General features: G+C 35.8%; 19 protein-coding genes. 14 read left to right on the top strand and 5 right to left on the bottom strand.

Annotation, left to right across the window (positions count from 1 at the left end; all coding sequences use genetic code 11):
• Positions 1-60 precede the first annotated feature (60 nt).
• Positions 61-564 carry a CAP domain-containing protein gene (locus tag EYD45_RS12150; RefSeq protein ID WP_130964828.1) on the top strand — a complete coding sequence of 168 codons (504 nt, stop codon included), beginning with the start codon at positions 61-63 and terminating at the stop codon, positions 562-564.
• On the opposite strand, the gene EYD45_RS12145 is transcribed toward EYD45_RS12150, so the two are convergent.
• Positions 561-1,610, bottom strand: a complete 1,050-nt coding sequence (locus EYD45_RS12145; RefSeq protein WP_130964827.1) for an isoaspartyl peptidase/L-asparaginase family protein — start codon at positions 1,608-1,610, stop codon at positions 561-563. The genes EYD45_RS12150 and EYD45_RS12145 overlap by 4 nt on opposite strands.
• Before the next feature lie 122 nt (positions 1,611-1,732).
• Here EYD45_RS12145 and amaB point away from each other — a divergent pair, with 122 nt between their 5' ends.
• The 5 genes from amaB (at position 1,733) to EYD45_RS12120 (ending at position 7,487) form a co-directional block, all read left to right on the top strand.
• Complete coding sequence (gene amaB, locus EYD45_RS12140; RefSeq protein ID WP_130964826.1) at positions 1,733-3,286, top strand: L-piperidine-6-carboxylate dehydrogenase; 1,554 nt, start codon at positions 1,733-1,735, stop codon at positions 3,284-3,286.
• 68 nt (positions 3,287-3,354) lie between these two features.
• Positions 3,355-4,029 (top strand): hypothetical protein, encoded by a 675-nt coding sequence (locus tag EYD45_RS12135; protein WP_130964825.1) that lies wholly within the window; start codon positions 3,355-3,357, stop codon positions 4,027-4,029.
• The gene (locus EYD45_RS12130) at positions 4,007-4,705 is read left to right on the top strand and encodes a hypothetical protein (protein ID WP_130964824.1); all 699 of its coding nucleotides are present in this window, start codon (positions 4,007-4,009) and stop codon (positions 4,703-4,705) included. The genes EYD45_RS12135 and EYD45_RS12130 overlap by 23 nt, the downstream gene beginning before the upstream one ends.
• A 100-nt stretch (positions 4,706-4,805) precedes the next feature.
• Complete coding sequence (locus tag EYD45_RS12125; protein WP_130964823.1) at positions 4,806-6,188, top strand: DUF1800 domain-containing protein; 1,383 nt, start codon at positions 4,806-4,808, stop codon at positions 6,186-6,188.
• Between the two features lie 108 nt (positions 6,189-6,296).
• Positions 6,297-7,487: a DUF1501 domain-containing protein gene (locus tag EYD45_RS12120; protein ID WP_130964822.1), complete on the top strand. Its 1,191-nt coding sequence runs from the start codon at positions 6,297-6,299 to the stop codon at positions 7,485-7,487.
• Positions 7,488-7,728: 241 nt separating this feature from the next.
• On the opposite strand, the gene EYD45_RS12115 is transcribed toward EYD45_RS12120, so the two are convergent.
• From EYD45_RS12115 to EYD45_RS12100, 4 genes are all read right to left on the bottom strand, one after another.
• Positions 7,729-8,253 (bottom strand): DinB family protein, encoded by a 525-nt coding sequence (locus EYD45_RS12115; RefSeq protein ID WP_130964821.1) that lies wholly within the window; start codon positions 8,251-8,253, stop codon positions 7,729-7,731.
• Between the two features lie 230 nt (positions 8,254-8,483).
• Positions 8,484-9,617 (bottom strand): ATP-binding protein, encoded by a 1,134-nt coding sequence (locus EYD45_RS12110; RefSeq protein ID WP_130964820.1) that lies wholly within the window; start codon positions 9,615-9,617, stop codon positions 8,484-8,486.
• Positions 9,618-9,648: 31 nt separating this feature from the next.
• Positions 9,649-10,278, bottom strand: a complete 630-nt coding sequence (locus tag EYD45_RS12105; protein ID WP_130964819.1) for an HD domain-containing protein — start codon at positions 10,276-10,278, stop codon at positions 9,649-9,651.
• The gene (locus EYD45_RS12100; RefSeq protein ID WP_130964852.1) at positions 10,275-11,027 is read right to left on the bottom strand and encodes an SDR family NAD(P)-dependent oxidoreductase; all 753 of its coding nucleotides are present in this window, start codon (positions 11,025-11,027) and stop codon (positions 10,275-10,277) included. The genes EYD45_RS12105 and EYD45_RS12100 overlap by 4 nt, the downstream gene beginning before the upstream one ends.
• 163 nt (positions 11,028-11,190) lie before the next feature.
• Between EYD45_RS12100 and EYD45_RS12095 the strand changes: the two genes are divergently transcribed.
• The 8 genes from EYD45_RS12095 to EYD45_RS12060 all read left to right on the top strand — a co-directional run bounded on the left by EYD45_RS12095 (position 11,191) and on the right by EYD45_RS12060 (position 21,240).
• The gene (locus EYD45_RS12095) at positions 11,191-12,291 is read left to right on the top strand and encodes a DUF4382 domain-containing protein (protein WP_130964818.1); all 1,101 of its coding nucleotides are present in this window, start codon (positions 11,191-11,193) and stop codon (positions 12,289-12,291) included.
• Between the two features lie 242 nt (positions 12,292-12,533).
• The gene (locus tag EYD45_RS12090; RefSeq protein ID WP_130964851.1) at positions 12,534-13,535 is read left to right on the top strand and encodes an AAA family ATPase; all 1,002 of its coding nucleotides are present in this window, start codon (positions 12,534-12,536) and stop codon (positions 13,533-13,535) included.
• Positions 13,536-13,647: 112 nt separating this feature from the next.
• Positions 13,648-14,514 (top strand): DUF58 domain-containing protein, encoded by an 867-nt coding sequence (locus EYD45_RS12085; protein ID WP_130964817.1) that lies wholly within the window; start codon positions 13,648-13,650, stop codon positions 14,512-14,514.
• A gap of 14 nt (positions 14,515-14,528) precedes the next feature.
• Positions 14,529-16,187, top strand: a complete 1,659-nt coding sequence (locus EYD45_RS12080; protein ID WP_130964816.1) for a hypothetical protein — start codon at positions 14,529-14,531, stop codon at positions 16,185-16,187.
• Positions 16,187-17,194, top strand: a complete 1,008-nt coding sequence (locus EYD45_RS12075) for a vWA domain-containing protein (RefSeq protein ID WP_130964815.1) — start codon at positions 16,187-16,189, stop codon at positions 17,192-17,194. The genes EYD45_RS12080 and EYD45_RS12075 overlap by 1 nt, the downstream gene beginning before the upstream one ends.
• 118 nt (positions 17,195-17,312) lie before the next feature.
• Positions 17,313-18,350 carry a VWA domain-containing protein gene (locus EYD45_RS12070; protein WP_130964814.1) on the top strand — a complete coding sequence of 346 codons (1,038 nt, stop codon included), beginning with the start codon at positions 17,313-17,315 and terminating at the stop codon, positions 18,348-18,350.
• 207 nt (positions 18,351-18,557) lie between these two features.
• Entirely contained in the window at positions 18,558-19,394 is an 837-nt protein-coding gene (locus EYD45_RS12065) for a tetratricopeptide repeat protein (protein ID WP_130964813.1), read from the top strand.
• Between the two features lie 73 nt (positions 19,395-19,467).
• Complete coding sequence (locus EYD45_RS12060) at positions 19,468-21,240, top strand: BatD family protein (protein WP_130964812.1); 1,773 nt, start codon at positions 19,468-19,470, stop codon at positions 21,238-21,240.
• Position 21,241: the final 1 nt, after the last annotated feature.

Below are 21,241 nucleotides of genomic sequence, written 5' to 3'. Positions count from 1 at the left end.
GATTTTTTCATCCCTAAACCTTTGGTACGCGTATATTTCAATACCTAATCTACTTATATTATGAATACATTTCGTTTAAAAACCTACACCCTTTTATGTTGTTTTGCTGTAATTTTTTCAAATATATCTTGTTCTAAAGATGCTGTTTCAGTAGAAGAGATGGAGCAATTAGAGGCTCTTTCGATGGCCGAAGAAATTCTACAGATTGTAAATGCACATAGAGCGAGTATTGGCAAGAATGCTTTAGAATTTAATATTTTGGCAAATGATTTAGCCTACGAGCATACATTGTATATGATTGAACAAAGTGATATCAGTCATGATGATTTTGACAAACGGTCAGACAGATTGATTACCGAAGAAAATGCAAATAAAACAGGAGAAAATGTAGCTTACGGTCAGCGCGATGCTAAAGCAGTTATGGACGCTTGGTTAAACAGTTCGGGTCATCGCGAAAACATTGAAGGCGATTTTACGCATATTGGTATTGCAGCGGTAAAAAATAGCTCTGGAACGTACTATTATACACAGATTTTCCTTAAGAAAAGAAATTCTAATGCTTAATCCTTAAACATCCCAACATACAATTCACCTTCATCATTCATAGTAGCGCGAAACATGCCAGGGGTATTAAATTCCATCACCATATTACCATGTTTATCAACAGCAATAATACCGCCATTACCTTTGCCGTCACCTATGCTTGGTAATTTATTTTGGACAACTTGTTTCGCAGCTTCCTTTAAAGACAAATTTTTATATTCCATCAATGCGGAAATATCATAGGCCACCATACCACGGATGAAGTATTCGCCCCAACCGGTACTGGAAATAGCACAGGTATTATTATTAGCATAAGTACCAGCACCAATAATAGGAGAATCTCCAATGCGTCCCCAACGTTTATTCGTCATACCACCTGTTGATGTTCCTGCAGCTAAATTGCCATGTTTATCTAATGCAGCACAACCCACTGTACCAAATTTAGAGTTTTGAATATCGGAATCATAGAAGGAAGCTACTTTTTTATTTTCAGAAGCTTTGACGCGTTCTAAGGCTTTCATGCTTTTTTCTGTGTAAAAATAAGAAGGATCTACAATGTCTAAACCTTGTTCTTGAGCGAAGGTTTCTGCACCTTCTCTTGCAAGCATAACATGAGGAGATTTTTCCATAATAGCCCTTGCCAAATCTATGGGGTTTTTAACGGTTTTAGTGCCTGCTGATGCACCAGCATTTAAGGTGCTGCCGTCCATAATAGAAGCATCGTGCTCGCACATGCCTTCGTTTGTATAAACACCGCCTTTGCCAGAATTAAAAAGAGGCGAATCTTCCAAGATATTTATAGTTTTTTGTACAGCATCTAGACTGCTACCGCCGTCTTTCAATATGTTGTATCCAACCCGAATGGCTTCCTCCAGTTTTTGACGATATTCTGCTTCTTTCTCGTCAGATGTACTATCTTTTCTAATATAACCAGCACCACCATGAATAACAATTGAAAACTGTGATGTTTCAGGTGTTTTTTCTGCATATGTAGCGGTTTCTTTTACATCTTCTTTACAAGAGTAAAATAAAATGATGGATACAAGCAATACAATAATTTTTTTCATTGTGAAATATAATTTTTCAGCTACTAAAGTTAGTGATTTTATCATTAATAAATTTCAACAAAAACAACATTTTATTAGTATATTCGCAAATAATTTAAACATATTTAATAAATCAATAATTAATGAAGACATTAGCGACTGATTTCGGTATAGATGAGGCACTTGAAAGTTTAGGTATAAAAGCTATTAACGAAGGCACATCTACAGGATCAAATAATTTTTCGAATGGTGAAATCATCGAGAGTTATTCGCCAGTTGATGGACAACTAATCGGAAAAGTAAAAACCACTACAAAAGAAGATTATGAGCAAGTGATGGATGCCGCAACTTCCGCATTTAAAACATGGCGAACTATGCCTGCACCACAGCGTGGAGAAATTGTACGCCAATTTGGGGATAAATTACGTGAAAAGAAAGAGGCTCTGGGTAAATTAGTGTCCTACGAAATGGGTAAAAGCTACCAAGAAGGTTTAGGAGAGGTTCAAGAAATGATTGATATCTGTGATTTTGCTGTCGGTTTATCACGTCAGCTACATGGCTTAACGATGCATTCAGAGCGCCCAGGACATCGTATGTACGAGCAGTATCATCCACTAGGTGTTGTGGGTATTATTTCAGCTTTTAATTTTCCAGTAGCGGTTTGGTCTTGGAATACCGCTCTCGCATGGATTTGTGGTGATGTTTGTGTTTGGAAACCTTCAGAAAAAACACCTATTTGTGGTGTGGCTTGTCAAAATATAGCAGCAGAAGTTTTTGCCGAAAATAATCTGCCAGAAGGCATTTCATGTTTAATAAATGGCGACTACAGGGTAGGAGAATTCATGACGAAAGACACCCGAATTCCATTAATTTCAGCAACTGGCTCTACCAGAATGGGTAAAATAGTTGCAAAAGAAGTTGCGGGTAGATTAGGGAAATCACTTTTAGAATTAGGTGGGAACAATGCCATTATAGTAACTCCTGATGCTGATATAAAAATGACCGTGATAGGTGCGGTTTTTGGTGCTGTTGGTACAGCGGGACAGCGTTGTACGTCCACACGTCGCTTAATAATTCATGAATCCGTTTACGATAAAGTGAAAAACGCGGTCGTTGATGCTTATGAGCAATTGCGTATTGGAAATCCCCTTGATGAAAACAACCATGTAGGTCCGCTAATTGATACAGATGCAGTAAAGATGTACAATCAAGCTTTAGAAAAAGTTGTTGAAGAAGGTGGGCATATGGTTGTTGAAGGAGCCGTACTTTCAGGGGAAGACTATGAAAGTGGTTGCTACGTAAAACCAGCCATAGCAGAAGCGAAACCAGATTTTAAAATTGTACAACACGAAACTTTCGCACCTGTATTGTATTTGTTAAAATACTCAGGTGATGTTGAAAATGCAATTGCCATTCAAAATAATGTAGCACAAGGTTTATCTTCAGCAATCATGACGAATAATCTTCGCGAAGCGGAACGGTTCTTATCGCATGCTGGTTCAGACTGTGGCATTGCTAATGTAAATATTGGAACTTCAGGAGCCGAAATAGGTGGTGCCTTTGGTGGTGAAAAGGAAACAGGTGGTGGACGTGAATCTGGCTCTGATGCTTGGAAAATTTATATGCGTAGGCAAACAAATACAATTAATTATACTACTGAGTTACCATTGGCACAGGGGATTAAATTCGATTTGTAATTTATTAAGATATTTCGCGCAACCTTTTCTTGGTTTTTGTATCTATATAATAGATTAAATCAAACCAGATGCAGCAAAACTTTTTAATGCTCCTCACTTTGTTTTTCATGGTGAGTTGTGGTCCTCCCGAATTTGAAAAAAACACAAGAATTTTAGTGAAAGGAAATATTGTTGATGAGAATGATGTTCCCGTTTCAAACATTAAGATTAACATATATACTGAAAGAGCTAGAGGTGCTTTTGTTTTAGGGAATGGTTCAACTAATGAAGACGGTTCTTTTTCAATAATTTCTCTTTTTGATAGGGATGAAGAATTTCAAATAGAAATTTATGGGGAGCAATTATTTTCAAATTATTTTTACTTAAGAGACACTAAAGATCATCCTATTAGAAACCTGATTTATGATTTAGGTATTGTAAAACTTAACAGGTTAGCTCAATTAAATTATAATATTACCAGAACCAGTCCCCCCAATACACAATTAAAGTATGCCTTTCAATATCTAAATACAGAATGTTTTCAGGTTTTTGATAATAGAGGATTGAATTTAGTTGAATCTAGGTGTTTAGAGGAAGTTAATTTAAACAGAACTTTGTCAGAAAATCAACCTGAAATCTCAAGAGGTTTTACGACATTGTTAGGTTCCGTAGTAAGCTTCACTTATTCAATAGATAATAAGCCAGAAATAACCGAAACATTTACCATCGATACAGAAGATTATGAATTCAATTTTTCATATTAAGTATTTTCTTTTTGGTATTTTTTCCTTGATAGGAGCTATTGTCTTTGCACAGGAGTTACCCGAAAATGAGGATGAAAATAACCCAGAAGATGTTACCAAAAATGATTGGCAAAAGCTAGGTTTTGGGGCAATAGAATATGTACAACCGATAACAACAGGAGATAATAATTTTTTTGGACTTGGCATAAAGGGTAAAAGCGGTTTTAACATTAGGGCACAATTATTTGTTTACGAGCATATTTTTGTTTCTGCAACCATTGGCACGAGTTATTTTACTGTTAACGACAAATCACTTGTTGGGAATTACAATAAAACACAAGTAAACCATCAATATGTCAACATTGGCTATGAAATTATTCCAGTAAAGAATGTACGTATAGGGTTGAGTTTTTCTGTTTTTGGTCAAGTAGATCATGAAAATAAAAGTAGAACCAATACTAACGATGCGTTTCAGATTGATGATGGCCAAGTAAGAAGTTATGAGGGGTATATTGATTATATGCTGAATAAGGAATTTGCTATTTGTTTAAACTATTCTTATCGCAATGATAAAATGGATATTGTATCGCCTCCAGAAATACAATCTCTTTTTGAACGCGCGTCTTTCCATAATATAGGTGTTGGTGTTAAGTTGTATTTCGGGCAATCTGCAGTATTTCCAACAGTATTTGAATAAAAAAACTTTTCGTATCTTCAATTCAAATTAAACCTTTTTAACTTCTTGCGGTCTAAAGAGTTAAAATTGATATCTTCATCAATCAGCAAACTTTTAAAATATGAAGAAGCACATACAACATCTCTACAGGCGTATTGGTTTTGGGATTTTACCTTCTGAGTTGGATAAATTATCCGAAAATAGCAGAAAGGAAATTGTAAGCGGGTTGTTTAAAGCCTCCAGTGTTATGTCTCCTTTAGAGGTTGATGCTTCTGAAATTAAAGCTGCATTTTCAGAGATGATGGGTAAAAAACTGGACTCGCAGACGCGGATGAAAGTGCAAAAAATAAGTCGCCAGAAACAAATAGAACTGAATGTGGCTTGGATTGATAGGTTATCTACTTCAAAAGAAATACTAAGGGAAAAGCTTACCTTATTTTGGGCAAATCACTTTGTATGCGAAGACAACAACATACTTTATATTCAAAAGTTTAATAACACACTTCGAAAACATGCTTTAGGCAATTTTAAAGATTTTGTTAATGCCATTTCAAAAGAAGCGGCAATGACGAAATACTTAAATACCAAACAAAATAGAAAACAAAAACCTAACGAGAATTTTGCACGGGAATTGATGGAATTGTTCACATTAGGCGAAGGGCACTATACTGAAGCTGATATTAAAGAAAGCGCAAAAGCATTTACCGGTTATTCCCATAATTTAAGAGGTGAATTTGTGTTTAGAAAAAGGGCACATGACTATGGAGATAAAACCTTCTTTGGAAAAACAGGGAACTTTAATGGTGAAGATATTATAGATATTATTTTAGAAAATAAACAATGTGCCAAATTTATCTGTGGAAAATTGTATAGGTATTTTGTGAATGAAAATGGCAACGATAAACATATCAACGAATTAGTAGATGTATTCTACAAAGACTATGATATTGAAAACGTTATGCGTCATATGTTAATGGCCGATTGGTTTTATGATGAAAACAATGTTGGTAATAAAATAAAATCTCCAATTGAGTTTTTGGTAGGTATGAAAACGTTGGTGCCAACCGATTTTAAAAAACCAAGACAATTAATGTATATACAGCGTCTGTTAGGGCAAACCTTGTTAGATCCTCCAAACGTAGCAGGCTGGAAAGGAGGCAGGAGCTGGATTGATAGCAACACCATTGTGTTGCGTTTAAGGCTACCATCGCTATTATTAAATGGAGCTTACATTTCAAAAACCAAGGAAGGTCAGATAGATACGCAAATGGAAATGAAAAAAGAACTGTTTAAAAAGAGATATGGCAAACGTTTTACAACAGAGACCAATTGGGCGTATTTCACACAGCAGTTTAAAAGTGTAAAGATTGATGAGCTTGCACCACATATTTTGGCCTGCGGGGTAAGTCCAGAAGCCAAATCGTATTTAAATGCTCTAGAGAAAGTATCCAAGCAAGAGTATTGCATACAATTAATGTCGTTACCCGAATATCAAATGTGTTAATGATAAAAAACTCAACAATGCGCAGCATTGGTGTATCAGTTGAAATTGTCATTCTCGCGAATGCGGGAATCTAAAAAAAGAATTTTGCCTTAGGAAAATTATTTATTTATGGACAGAAGAAAATTTTTAAAACAGTCATCCTTAGCTAGTAGCCTATTTTTTGTGCCTAGTTTTGTTAGAGCATTTGAGGAAGTTGCCAGTGGTTCTTTGGGTTATAAACGTTTGGTAATCATTCAGCTTTCAGGCGGTAATGATGGTTTAAATACTATTATACCTTACAGAAACGATATTTATTACAGAGAACGTCCATCGCTAGGGATAGCAAAACCAGAAGTAATAAAATTAACGGATGAGGTAGGGTTAAACCCAAGTTTAACACCTTTAAAAAGGCTTTACGATAAAGGCTATTTATCCATTATAAACAATGTAGGTTACCCAAATCCTGTAAGATCGCACTTTAGGTCTATGGACATTTGGCAAACTGCCACAGACGCCGATGAGTTCTCCCAAAGTGGTTGGCTGGGGCGATATTTGGATCATTATGGTAAGCATCCCTATACTGCCATTGAGGTGGATGAAAGTCTCTCACTGGCCATGAAAGGCGAAGAAGTAAATGCCATTGCCACTAAAGACCCCAAAGCATTTCATAATTTATCACGAGATCCTTATTTTAAAAACATACAAAAGCATCAAAACGATGTGCATTTAAGCGAGCATAATTTGGGGTATTTGTACAAGTCTATGATTGATGCACATTCTTCCGCAAAATATATTTACGAAACGAGTAAAACGGTATCCACGCAGCAGAACTACCCTCAAAACAAGTTTGGGAAACAGCTAAAAACTACCGCACAGTTTATAAATTCCAGACTCGATACTAAGGTGTTTTACACGTCCTTAAATGGTTTTGATACCCATGTGAATCAATTAAACACCCAAAAGCGTCTGCTAAAACAATACGCTGACGGGATAGAGGCTTTTGTAATCGACCTAAAGAACAATGGCACCTTTAAGGATACCCTGATCTTAACCTTTTCAGAGTTTGGCCGTCGCGTAAAACAAAACGCTAGCGTAGGAACAGACCACGGTACTGCAAACAACGTCTTCATTATCGGTGAAAACCTAAAAAAGAAAGGTTTTTATAACGGTATGGCGAATCTGAACAATTTGGATGATAACGGCGATTTAAAATTCGAAATAGATTTTAGAACCATTTACGCCACTGTTTTGGATAAATGGCTGGAGGTAGACGATAAAAAAGTATTGAATAAATCCTTTAGTCAACTCGATTTTATTTAAAATTATTTGGGCGTTACCCACACCCTTCGAGTCCCTCAGGGCAAGTGGGTCGGGCTTTCACTAGTCGCTCCTCCTTAGGTCGGGAGCTCCAACATGCCGTTCAATCGCTAACGCGGGCTAATTTACCAGCTGAGTTTTTAAGTTGCTTATATTTTGCAAGCTTATGCAACCTCATTAACATTGAATTCTAAGAGTTTGTTTTGGCTTAGGTTAATTAGCACCTGGAAAAAACAATTTCCTCTCACTCATTCAACAATCTAGTATATTTTTTCCAAGGCCCTACATCTTCTGAAAAATATTTTACAATAGCTCGTGATAATTGGTTTAAATGGGCAAGGTCATGAATTGTCCAAGTTGCAATTAATTGTTTTAAAGTAACGATTCCCAAGTCAGGATGGATGCCTTCTCTCTGTAGATCGAATTCTTGTAAATTCCAAGAAAGAAGTTTTTCAATATTTTGCTTTCTAAGTGTTTTAAACTCAATTAATAATTCATTGGTGTTTTGTGTGGCATACAATTCTTCTTGTGCAAACCTATCATAAGGTTCAAATATTTTGGACTCATTATTTCCTAGAATTATTTCTGCTCTGGGAATCCAATCGGTTTTTTCGCCATGTATTAAATGTCCAATAATATTATAACCGTTCCAAGTGCCATCGCCTTCATTTATTTTTTCTAAATCGTAGATGGAATCCTTTAAAAGCGATTCGTATACTTTTGGAGTGCGCTCAAGTATCTCTATGGATTGGTTTAAGTTGAAGTTCATTTATACAATTATCTAGTTTATTAGACGATAAAGATAAAACTTCATTTAAATTTTACTCAATTTGAGCATTTTAACTAAGGAAAGTGTAGGCAATAAAAAAAACCTTGACACTCTGTTTCGATTTGGAGCACAAGGTTTGATTAAATGATTAATAGCGGTGCAAACATACTATTTTTTCATAAAATGAAAATATTTCATCGTTAATTTACCATAAAATTTATTAACAAATGTTAATTGTATTTTACTTTCCTTAAAATACGCATGGCTTCTTTGTATAATAGGTAAATGCCATTACCCTGATTTTTTAAATACGGTTTGGCTTCTTGTAATTTATCTATGGCGTTTTCAAAATCGTTTAGGTAGCAAATCAAGTAAGTAGAAGGTAGATTGTTTAAGTCTAAAGCTTCTCTTTCTGTTAAGCTCAACCCTTTTTTTAGTTTTTCTAAAAGGGCATTGTTGGTGTTGTAGATATGGTATAGCGTTTTTTTATTAAACTGTGGCGGTTCAAAAAGCAGTTTAGTTTCGATGTTATAACTGGCATTGTCCTGAAAATGGATTACCGTTTCTTCCAATGGATAATATTTGTAGCTCTTTTGAAATCCTAAATTCACATACTCGATAATCTCAAACGTATCTTCGGTAATTTTGATAGAAACTTCATCCAGAGCCGAGAAAAATAACCGTACCTGCTCATTTATCAACTCTATATCCACTCTGGAATAAAACACCTCGTTTTTTACGGTTTTCTTTTGGCCCGCCCAACACACCACAAAATATTCCTTAAACACTTTGTACTGCGCATTAAAGTCCTTGCGCTTGTTCATAAAATCCATCACACCATTCAAAGTATGCTCAATGTTGTTTTGAGCATTGTTTTCGATGGCTTCCACAATTTTGGAATTCACATCCTTGATGTCACTTTCAAAAACCTTGGGCATGCTCATACTACCATCCCTAAAAAACACAGAGCCGCCGTAATACTTCCAAATATTTTTTCGCAACGACGTTAGCATACCAGTAGGCCTAATAGTTACCAAGCCCACTACCTTATCATCGGGTAAATGCGGAAACGGAATGTTCTCATACTGCACAATAGGCGGATGGGTTAAATAAGCATTGATGAGGTTTTGAATTTTACTGTCATCAAAAAAATCTACACCTATAATTTTGTTGTCCTCATCTTCAACACCAATAACAATGTATGAGTTGTTTTTTGGGTTGCTGTTGGAAAGCGCACAAATATGCTTTAAAAACTTAGCCTTTCCTTCTTTATGGCTGATATCAATTTTTCGTTTTTTATCATAAAAACTGTTCTCATCATTATGAGCTAAAAGATGTTTGATAAGGAGACGTTTGTTAATCATATCTGTCATTCCTGCAAAGGCAGGAATCTATTTAAAGTAATTCAATTTCTTTGACTAAATTTTTTCGGGCTTGTTCTTCATATTTATTCTGAAATATCTCAGTAAAGTACAACGATTCACGTTCTAGAAAATGATACAATACTTTTTTCCTTCCTTTACGATACATAAAGCTAGGGTAAATAGAATACTCCTTTCTTATATTCTGAATATAATTTTTATAAGTATTCCAATCGCTTCCTAAGATAGATAAATCAATATCTAAAAGAAAAGCATTATCGTTGTTTTCAGTCAAATTAATTTTATGATTTTTGGTAGAAATGATTAGTTTTTGAATGATTTTTGAGGTTTTTTCATCAATATTTAACTGTTTTAGTCTAATTTTAGCTAAAACAGCACTTTTCACTTCATTATCTTTTCGAGTTGGTTTGTAAACGATATCGTGATACCAAATTGAAAAAAGAAAAGCCTGCCAATTCTTAATTTCATCTTGAATTGAATATGCATGTGTAAGCATATTTTCAAGATGCATAAGGTTGTGATAATGGCGAATTTTTAAACTATATTGCTTTTTTATCTCAAGCCAAAGCTTTTCAATCAATTCTAGATCATTTGAAACTTTTAAGCAATGTTGTTTCCATTCATCTTTTAAGTTTTTGGTCATACTGTCTTTTTCACCGTCACACTATTAGCCTGCGCCGTACAAAACATTAAAACATCTGCGATATTAACATGTGCTGGTCGGGTAACTGCAAAATGAATCACTTCAGCAACATCCTTTGCCTGTAATGCTTTAAACCCTGTATAAACGCCGTCAGCCTCTTTTCCGCCTTTAAAGCGTACTTTGGAAAATTCCGTTTCTACCAAGCCTGGGTTTATGGCGCTTACTTTTATTCCAAACGGATTCAAATCTACACGCATTCCTTCGGTTATTGCCAAAACGGCATGCTTACTACCGCAGTACACGTTGCCTTTGGGGTATACTTCCTTTCCTGCGGAAGACCCAATATTGATGATGTGCCCAGATTTCCGTTCGGTCATTTGCGGAATAATCCCTTTACTCACGTACAATAAACCTTTTACATTGATGTCCATCATAGCGTCCCAATCATCTAAACTGCCATCCTGTATAGGGTCTAAACCATGGGCGTTTCCAGCATTGTTTATCAAAATATCAATCTTGCTAAAATCCTTTGGTAAGGAAGTAATAGCATCTAAGGTTGCCTGTCTGTTTCTAACATCAAAATTTAAAATATGTACATCAGTCAGTCTGCTCAATGCATCTTGAATAGTTTTTAAGCGATGTAATCGTCTGCCACACAGCACTAGTTTTATGCCATGTTTTGCAAATTCGTAAGCGGTAGCTTCTCCAATCCCGCTTGTAGCTCCAGTGATAAATGCTGTTTTTGTCATCATTATATTTTTATTCACTTTAAAAATAAGGAAAAGTCATCAGTGTTTACCGTTCATCGAAATATTAACTAGAAAACTATCATTTTGATTTGGTTTTGTTGACATTAGACATCTAGATATTTAATTTTGACGTAATTACCATTAAAATTAAAAAATAAAAAGTATGAGATTTTCAAAGTATTTCAAAGTATTTCTTTTATTGACGTTTTTGTCATTTTTCCTGTCATGTGATGATTCAGAATCTACTAAAATAAGTGCAGAGGCTCCAAGGATTTCTGTGATATTAGTAGATGCACCTGGAGATTTTGAGGAAGTTAATGTAGAAATTGTTGACGTCATGATTAAAATGGATAATAACAATAATGACGATGATGGTTGGATGTCTTTAGAAGCTGAAAGCGGAACAGTAAACTTACTTGATTTTACGGGAGGTTTTAGCAAGGTTTTAGTGGATAGATTTCCTGTCCCTGAAGGTGAGTTGTCTCAAATGCGTTTGGTTTTAGGTGACGGGAACACCATTGTAATAAAAGATGAGAATGATGAAGATGAAACTTTTGATTTAAAGACGCCAAGTGGACAGCAGTCTGGACTAAAAGTGAAGGTAAATACTCAAATTGAAGAAGGTTTTGCCTATGACTTTATTCTTGATTTTGATGTTGAGAAATCTGTTGTAATTGCGGGAAACTCAGGAAACATCATTTTGAAGCCTGTGCTTTATGCAAGTGCAGAAGTTAATTCTGGAATTATACAGGGTATGGTTAGTCCAAGTGATTTGCCATCAATGGCTTCTGTTTTAGTAGATGATATGGGAACACCAGAAACAGAAGATGATTTTGTGATTTCTGCTTACACTGACGATATGGGTAAATTTGCATTATGGGGTGTTCCTGAAGGGACTTATGATGTGGTAATAGCCCCTAAAGATGAAACATCTGGTTATGACAACACTATAGTGCAGGATGTTAGCGTAACAAAAGGAGATATTACAGTAATTGATGAAACCATCGTGTTAAGTCTTAAACCAGCTTCAATAAAGGGAACAGTTTCAGGTTTAGTGGGCGATATTACGGCTTCGGTTTCATTAAACGACACTAACAGCACAAGTGTTTCCACTGCTACAGATGGCGCTTACAGCATCGAAAATATTGCTCCAGGGGATTATAAAGTCACGTTTAGTGCCCCAGGATATATTACTCAAGAAGTAGATGTAACATTATTACCTGAGGAGGAAAAAGTAATCGATATCACCTTAGTTGCGGAATAGATACTGAATATTAAAAAAATTAGAAGAAGCAATGCAGTAATGTGTTGCTTTTTCTTTTTAGTACTTTTCGCGCATCTTTCTTCTAATTAAGAAAATCTTATCATAATAATTGGTTAAAGTCAGGTTTCATCATATTTGCCCCATTTTTTTAACCTATTTTTAACAGCTTTAAAATAAAAATTTTAACAATTTGCATTGCTTAAAAAAATGGCGATAAATAGATCTCTTAAACTTAAAAAATGATGGAAGAAACCAGTACAATTGATATTAAGTCTATAAACGAGAAAATTGAGAAGGAAAGTGCCTTTGTAGATTTGCTAACTTTAGAAATGAACAAAGTTATTGTTGGGCAAAAACACATGGTAGAGCGCCTATTGATAGGGCTTTTAGGGCAAGGGCATATTCTGCTTGAAGGTGTTCCTGGTTTAGCGAAAACTTTAGCGATAAATACTTTGGCGCAGGCGGTTGATGGGAGTTTTAGTAGAATACAGTTTACCCCAGATTTATTACCAGCCGATGTTACTGGTACACTGATTTACAACATGAAGGAGAACGATTTCTCCATCAAAAAAGGACCAATTTTTGCCAATTTTGTTCTGGCAGATGAGATAAACCGTGCACCGGCCAAAGTGCAGTCGGCATTACTCGAGGCTATGCAGGAAAAGCAAGTTACCATTGGTGATGAAACATTTGTCTTAGACAAGCCATTTTTAGTAATGGCAACGCAAAACCCAGTGGAACAAGAAGGAACTTACCCATTGCCAGAGGCGCAGGTAGACCGTTTTATGTTGAAAACGGTAATCGATTATCCAAAATTGGATGAAGAGCAAATGATTATCCGCGCCAATTTAAAAGGTGCTTTTGAAAAAGTGAATCCAGTAGTGTCCTTAAAGCAAATTCTAACTGCTCAAGAAGCAGTGAGAGATGTGTACATGGATGAAAAAATTGAGAAATACATTTTGGATATCATATTTGCTACTAGATATCCTGAAAAATATAGACTTACCGATTTAAAACCACTTATTTCTTTTGGAGCGTCGCCTCGTGGTAGCATCAATTTGGCTACTGTAGCAAAGTGCTATGCATTTATTAAGCGCCGTGGTTATGTTATTCCAGAGGATGTTCGCGCCGTGGTTCATGATGTGTTACGCCATAGAATAGGCATTACTTACGAAGCCGAAGCTGAAAATGTAACTTCAGAAGACATCATAAACAAAATTGTAAACGAGATAGAAGTACCTTAAATAGTTCACAGTGCGCAGTGGCAGTAGGCAGTTGCTTACTCTGCTGCATACTAAATGACTCAACGGTTTAATGCTAACTGAAAACTGAGACTGAAAACTGTTTACTGAATAGATGGATACTAAAGAATTACTAAAGAAAGTACGCAAAATTGAGATTAAGACACGACGGTTGTCTGATCATATTTTTGGAGGCGAATACCATTCTACCTTCAAAGGGCGTGGTATGACCTTTAGTGAAGTACGACAGTATCAATTTGGAGATGACGTTAGAAATATAGATTGGAACGTTACTGCACGTTACAGCGAACCTTTTGTGAAAGTTTTTGAAGAGGAACGGGAATTGACCATGATGTTAATGGTGGATATTTCAGGTTCGGAGTTATTTGGTACAGAACAGCAATTTAAAAATGAAGTCGTTACTGAAATTGCGGCAACTTTAGCATTTTCAGCAACGCAGAATAATGATAAAATAGGTCTGATTTTGTTTTCAGACCAAATAGAATTATACATTCCGCCTAAAAAAGGACGCTCGCATGTATTACGTATTATTCGTGAGTTGATTGAGTTTAAGCCAGAAAGTAAACAAACCAATATTGCGGAAGCATTGAAGTTTTTAACCAATGTAATGAAGAAAAAAGCAATTGTGTTTGTATTGTCTGATTTTATTGCAGATGATTATGAGCGCACTATGAAAATAGTGTCTGGAAAGCATGATGTTACAGGAATAAGGGTTTATGATAAGCGCGAGGAAGACATCCCAAATCTTGGTGTGGTACAAATGCAGGATGAGGAAACGGGGGAATTAATGTTGGTAAACACCACATCAAAAAAGGTGCGTCAAAATTACGCTAAGTTTTACAGGGATAAAGTGAATTATTTTAAAGAAACGTTTTCACGCTCTGGAGCTGGTGTTATTGATTGTAGGGTTGATGAAAGCTACGTGAAAAAGCTGTTGGGTTATTTTAAACGAAGAGGATAAAGGATTAACGATTTATGAGTAACGAATTACGATTTATGAAAGCTAAATACACTGTCTTCGGTCTTCCGTTGTCGGTTATTTTTTCTTTTCTTTTTATCCAGTTTTCTTTTTTCTCTTTCGCCCAAGTTACATCGTCCATCGATTCTACCTCCATAAAAATTGGAGAACAAATTACCTATAACATTCAAGTTGAAACTGATACAACAAGTTTAGTAGTATTTCCAGAAGGGCAAACCTTTAGTCCCTTAGAGATGATTGAGTCTTATCCTATAGATACGGTAACGAACCAAGACAAATTCAACTTAATAAAAAAATATGGTTTAACGCAGTTTGATTCTGGTGCTTACACTATTCCACGTCAAAAAATAATAGTTGGCGACAATACATTTTTTACTGATTCCTTAAAGGTTGAAGTAAGAAATATTGAAGTAGATACTACCAAACAGGGGCTTTATGACATAAAACCTATTATCGAAGTAAAGAAGCGTGGTGGTAATTGGTGGAAATATTTGCTGATAACACTTTTGGTGATTGGTGTGATTGCAGCAGCTTTATGGTGGTTTATATGGCGACAAAAACCACTTACTGAAGAAGAAAAAATTGCCTTACTGCCACCTTATGATAGAGCAAAATTGGCATTACAAAAGCTGGATGAAAGTCATTATTTAGAACATCAACAGTTGAAAGATTACTATTCAGAATTAACACTGATTATTCGTAAATATTTAGATGAAAAGGTGTATGACCATTCCTTAGAGAGTACTACGGATGAATTGATAAGTAAGCTGCGCTTATTAAAAGATGGTAACCAAATTGATTTAAGTGCTGAAACAATAAAGAACTTAGAAAGCATTTTAAGAAGAGCCGATTTGGTGAAATTTGCAAAGTCGGCACCAGATGTGGCTTTAGCTGAATTGGACAGAAAAACCATAGATGCAGAAATTGACCATGTAAAAGAGGTATTGCCAGAGCCTACTGAAGAAGAAAAGCTTTTAGATGAGCAATATCGTGAAGAGCAAGAGCGCAAAAAGCAGCGTAAAAAGATTTGGTTAACAGTTGGAATTAGCGTGTTTCTGCTACTTGCCGCATTAACAGGGTTTTCCTTAAAATACGGTTTTGATTATGTAAAGGACACCATTGTAGGTCACGAAAGTAAAGAACTATTGGAAGGCGATTGGGTTACAAGTCAATACGGTGTACCGCCAATAACCATTTCTACACCAAGAGTTTTAAAACGTGTTGAACTGCCAGTGCCAGATGAGGTAAAAGGTAAGGTGAAAACTACCACTTTTGTATATGGAACATTGATAGATGTTTTTAGTGTTTCCGTAAGTACCACAACATTCCCTAGTTCAAACAAAAATAAAATCGAGCTAGAACAGGTTTCGGAAGGTAGCATAAAGGGTATGGAGTCTCAGGGGGCAAAAAATATTACTGTATTTAGAGACAAATTTACAACACCTAATGGAGCAGAAGGGTTAAAAACCTATGGTACGCTAACTGCAAGTGATTTGCTGACTAAAAAAGAGCAAGATGGCAATTATGTCTTATTACAATTTTTGTCTCAAAACGTATTACAGCAAATAATAATAACATATCCTAATGATACTTACGCCAAAGATGTGGTTGAGAGAATAGTAAATTCTGTTGAACTTAAAAATGAGGAGGAATAATGCTAGAGGGAATTCAGTTTTTAAATAAAGAATTGTTTTGGTTGCTACTGTTATTGCCAGTTGCTATTGCGTGGTATATTTTCAAAAACAAAAAGCAAACCGCAGAACTGAAAATATCAAGTTTAAAAGGGTTCAAGGTTACCAATTCATGGTTGCCAAAATTGAGACATTTTCTTTTTGTATTACGACTCTTGGCATTGGCATTATTAATTACAGCTTTGGCAAGACCACAAACTGTAGATGTGTCCAGCAAAACTAAAACTACCAGAGGGATTGATATAGTGATGGCTATTGACGTTTCGGCAAGTATGTTGGCGAAAGATTTAAGTCCAAATCGATTAGAGGCTCTAAAAGATGTAGCTTCAGAGTTTATAAAAGGAAGGCCTAACGACCGAATTGGTCTTGTGGAATACGCAGGGGAAAGCTATACCAAAACACCAATTACCAGTGATAAGGCTATTGTATTACGGTCCTTAAAAAGTATAAAGTACAATACTATTATTGAAGGCGGGACTGCCATCGGTATGGGTTTGGCTACTTCGGTAAACAGATTGAAAGATAGCAAAGCCCAAAGTAAAGTTATCATTTTGTTAACCGATGGTGTGAACAATACAGGATTTATTGACCCGAGAACAGCAAGTGAACTGGCAGTAGAATATGGTATAAAAACCTATACTATTGGTTTGGGAACAAATGGTATGGCGTTATCGCCAGTTGCGATTGATTCCAGGACAGGGCGTTTTCAGTATGGTAGAATTCAAGTTGAAATAGATGAAGAACTGCTTAAAGAAATAGCCGATGCCACCGGAGGTAAATATTTTAGGGCCACGAACAATGAAAAGTTAGAAGCTATTTATGAGGAAATAAACAAGTTAGAAAAAACAGAAATTGAGGAATTTAAATTTTACAATTACGAAGAAAAATACAGACCGTTAGTGCTGCTAGCAGGATTATTGTTGCTGCTAGAGTTACTGTTGAGATTTACTGTTTTTAGAAGTTTTGTATAAGTTTTTGTCATTTTCGCGAAGGCGGAAATTTTATAATAATAATTTAAAATAAATAAAAAGGTGGTTAATTAGGTTTGAATCCTAACTGTAAACTGCCACTGAATACTGAGACTGAAATATGTATCAATTAGATGAAAAAATATGGTTTTGGACGCTGGGAATTATTCCAGTAATCGTCCTATTCTTTTTGGTGCTTCAATTTTGGAAATATAGAACACAAAAGAAATTTGCCGATAAGGAGTTGCTGAAAAAACTAAGCCCTGATAAATCGGTTTTTAAATCGGTTTTAAAAATTGCTTTGTTATGTTTAGCGTTTCTGTGCTTAACCATAGCTATGGTAAACCCAAAAATTGGAACTAAGCTAGAAACTGTGAAGCGTGAAGGTGTTGATATTGTATTTGCGGTTGATGTTTCTAAAAGTATGTTGGCTGAAGATATTGCACCAAACCGATTGGAAAAAGCAAAACAATTGGTAACGCAGATCATCAATAATTTAGCCAGCGACCGCGTTGGGATTATTGCTTATGCAGGTAAAGCATTTCCGCAGTTGCCGATAACAACCGACTATGCTTCTGCAAAAATGTTCCTAAACAATATGAATACCGATATGTTGTCGTCGCAAGGAACAGCGATTAACGAGGCTATAAAACTGGCAACCACTTATTTTGATGACGAAGAGCAAACCAACCGTGTACTAATAATTATTTCAGATGGGGAAGACCACAGTGAAGCTGCTATTGATGTTGCTGAAGATGCCAATGAAGAGGGTATCCGCATTTTTACTATTGGGGTTGGTGATGTAAAAGGAGGCCCAATTCCTCTAAAAAGAAATGGTGTAGTTATAAGTTATAAAAAGGATAATCAAGGTGAAACCGTGATTACAAAGTTGAATGAAGAGACTCTAAAAGGTATCGCCGCAGAAGCAGATGGAGCCTACATTAACGGAAAAATCACCAATGATGTCGTTGAAAATATAAGGGAGATTTTGAACAAAATGGATAAAACCGAATTTGAAGCCAAACAATTTGCTGATTTTAAAGATCAGTTTCAATGGTTTTTGGGTTTCGGTATTTTCTTTTTGTTACTTGACATCTTTTTACTGGAGCGGAAAACGGCATGGTTAAAGAAGTTGAATTTATTTAATGAAAACTTATAGATGAGATGGGTTTTAAGGAAAGCCTCGGTTTTAGCTGGTATGCCCGCGTTAGGGATAGAACGGTATGTTTAAAATCCCCGACGAAGGAGGGATTGAGTAGTGAAAGCCCGACCCGACCTAAGGAGGGTAACGCCCAAATTTATATTTTTTTTAACGCTATAAAAAACAGGGTTTTATAATTTAGAAAGAGTAAGTAATATAGGAATCATGAAAAAGCTAGTTGTATTAATCATATCATGTATTTCCCTTCTTGGGTTTTCACAAGAGGATAAAGCACGATTATTGGCTGAGAAAAAAGCAAATAATTATGTTTATGAAGCCAATGAATTGGTAAATGAAGATTTTGTTGCTGCGGAAATGGAATACAGAAAAGCATTGTCGAAACAGCAGGATAATATTGCGGGTTTATACAATTTAGGGAATTCTTATTATGAAAAAGGCAATTTTGAGGAAGCGTTGTATCGGCATCAGCAAACTGCAAAATTAGCGACTTCAAAAGAAGCGAAGCACAAAGCTTTTCATAATATGGGCAACGTTTTGATGAAAAATAAAAAGTGCAAAGAGGCGGTTGAGGCGTATAAAAGTGCTTTGAGAAATAATCCTTCTGACGATGAAACCCGTTATAATTTAGCCTTGGCAAAGGAATGTGCGAAACAACAGGAAGACGAAAATAAAGACGACGAGAATAAGGACGATAAGGATAATAGTGACGATAAGAAAGACGAAGAAAAGGAGAACGAGGACAAGAATAAGGAGAATCAGGACAATAAAGAGAACGAAGATAAAGACGATAAAAAGGAGGACGGAAAAGACGAAGAGGACAAGAAAGACGAGAAAAAACCTGAGGATAAAAAAGACGATAAAAATAAAGGAGATAAAGAGAAGGAGGAGAAGAAAAAACCACAGCCAAAACCAGGACAATTATCGCCACAGCAAATTAAAAGTTTGCTAGAAGCTATGAATAATCAGGAGAAAAAGGTGCAAGAAAAGATGAACGCCGAAAAGCAAAAAGGTGTAAAGGTTAAGACCGAAAAAGACTGGTAGTTTAAAAAATTTGCAATCTTAGTTGACAATAGCCCGAAATGATTATATAACCTTGTAGTTGTGTGATAACAGAATGAAAGCATTTAAGAACATAACAATTTTTCTAATAATACTTGCCACAAGTGTTGCTGCTGGACAGGTTAAATTTGAAGCCAAGGTTAGCAAGAAAAAACTTGGTGTAAACGAACGTTTACGGGTAGACTTTGAAATGAATAAGGATGGGGACAATTTTAACCCCCCAAGTTTCAACGGCTTTACTGTAATTGGTGGTCCAAATCAGTCGGTAAGCAATTCGTGGATAAATGGTGTACGTACTTACAAAAAGACATATAGTTATTTTTTAGCACCCAAAAAGAGAGGTGTGTTTAATATTGGGCAGGCAACCATAGAAATTGAAGGCGAAATCTATAAAACTACACCTATTAAAGTTGAGATTACCGCCGCAATAGATAAGCCTAAAAACCCTAACGACCCAAGCTATGTTGCATCAAATAATATTCATCTAGTTGCAGAGGTTTCTAACTCCACGCCATATTTGAATGAGGCTATCACTGTAGTTTACAAACTTTATGTGGCACCTACAACCGGTGTTGATAATTGGAGGGAAATAGACATTCCAAGGTATGATGATTTTTGGAGTCAGAATATAGACACACAAGGCCAACGTGTACAAAATGGCACTTATCAAGGCGAAGATTATCGGTATTTGGTATTACGAAAAACCGTATTATATCCTCAACGAACCGGTAAGCTTAATATAGAGCCACTAACCCTAAACGTATCGGTACAAGTACCAACCAATAGACGCGATATTTTTGGAAGTCGTTTAATGACCAGAGTGAGTAGAACAGTGTCAGCTGGAAACAGAACGATTAATGTAAAACCATTACCAGAAGCTGGGAAGCCAGCCGATTTTAGTGGTGCCGTAGGCGATTTTAGTTTTAAAGTTACTACTTCAAAAACAGAGTTGGATGCAACAGAATCGTTGCAAGCCAAGGTTGAAGTGCGAGGGAAAGGAAATTTGAAGCTATTTAATTTACCTAAAATGAATTTACCAAGCTCTTTAGAAGTGTATGAGCCTGAGCATAAGGAAAACGTTAGCACCACATCCCGAGGTATGCAAGGAAGTATTTCCGATAATTATACTATAGTACCACAGTATAAAGGGAAGTATCCCATTCCAAGTATTTCGTTCTCATATTTCGATTTGAAAACCGAAAGTTATAAGCGTTTGTCTTCTGAAGAAATTATAATAGATGTATTGGACGGTCCAATAAATAATGCATCCAATGCGTCAAATAACACAACCAATGTTGTAAAGCAACAAATAAAAACTGCTAGCAACCAATTTGCATTTATAAAAACCAAAACAGATTTCACTCCTAAGAAAAAAGAGTACTTTTTTAAGACTAAATTATTTTGGAGTCTACTATTAGGGCCTTTTTTAGTTATTCCTTTGGCCATTGTTGTAAGACGAAAAAAGGCAACAAGAGATGCTGATGTAGTTGGGAACAAGAGAAGAAAAGCTGATAGACTGGCACGAAAATATTTAAAAGGAGCCAAAAGAGAATTAGGCAAAAAAGAAGCCTTTTATGAAGCTCTAGAAAAGGCATTACATAATTATCTTAAGGCAAAATTACATATTGAAACTAGTGAGTTAAGTAAAGATAGGATACAGAGCTTACTCATAGAAAGAGGTGTGGAAACTGATGTAGTAACTGATTTTATTGCCATTTTTGAAAACTGCGAATTGGCACGTTATACGCCAATTACAAACGTTACTATGCAGGAAGATTACCAAAAGGCGGCAAAAACTATTTCTTTAATTGATAAACAGGCACGTTAGG

This window comes from Hyunsoonleella flava (genome assembly GCF_004310325.1).
GTDB classification, from domain to species: domain Bacteria; phylum Bacteroidota; class Bacteroidia; order Flavobacteriales; family Flavobacteriaceae; genus Jejuia; species Jejuia flava.
Note: the sequence above shows the minus strand (reverse complement) of the source record. Positions and strands in the feature narration are given on the sequence as shown.